This window comes from Aeromicrobium halocynthiae (genome assembly GCF_039531385.1).
Classification (GTDB): Bacteria; Actinomycetota; Actinomycetes; order Propionibacteriales; family Nocardioidaceae; genus Aeromicrobium; species Aeromicrobium halocynthiae.
Genome location: NZ_BAAAPY010000029.1, coordinates 1 through 773, shown reverse-complemented (window position 1 = coordinate 773; position 773 = coordinate 1). Strand labels below are relative to the sequence as shown.

Genomic DNA, 773 nt, shown 5'->3' with positions numbered 1-773 from the left:
TCGAGCACGCGGCCAGGATCGGTAACGTGGCCGAGGCCTGCCGGGTGTTCGGCGTCTCGCGCAACACCTACTACGGCTGGTTGGACAAGGCCGAGCAGTACGGCCTTTCGGCGCTGCTTCCCAAAGAGCGCCGCAAGCCCCACCAGCCCAACGCCATGTCGAGCGAGGAGGTCTCAATCATCCTCGCTGAGGCCGTCGCCCGCCCGACCCTCGGCCCGAAGTCTTTGCTGCGGCACCTCACCGCTCGCGGCGTGCACCGGTCCGCGTCCGGGGTCGCGAAAGTCCTGCGGCGCCACAACCTGGGCACCGCCAAGGAGCGGGTCGCGGCATTGGCGTCGCTGACGGCCGCCGACTCCGGGCAGATCACCGACGCCGCCATGGAGGGGCCTTTCGGGTTCTGCATGTACGCCTCCACGCCCGGCCAGGTGGTCTCCCTCGACACCTTCTACGTCGGCCGCCTCAAGGGCGTGGGTGCACTCTGGCAGCTCACCGCGGTCGACGTCGCCACCAGGATCGCAGTGGTCCAGGTGGTCGTGGGCGACAAGAGCGCCACCGTCGCAGCCGCCTTCCTGGACCACCTGAAGAAGGCGTTGCGCAAGCACGGCATCAAGCTCGACGGCGTTCTGAGCGATAACGGGCCCGAGTTCACCGGCAAGGCGTTCAGGACCCGCGTCGAGGACCTGGGTCTGGTTCATCACCGGATCCCGCCCCGCTCGCCGAACCACAACTCGGTCTGCGAACGGTTCCACGGCACCGTGCTGCGCGAGTTCTAC

At 68.3% G+C, this 773-nt stretch carries 1 protein-coding gene; it reads left to right on the top strand.

Going from position 1 to position 773, the window contains the following annotated elements; all coding sequences use genetic code 11:
- Window positions 1-17: 17 nt before the first annotated feature.
- Window positions 18-773 (top strand): DDE-type integrase/transposase/recombinase (locus ABD213_RS15030; protein ID WP_344330313.1); only part of this gene is annotated, 756 nt, incomplete at its 3' end.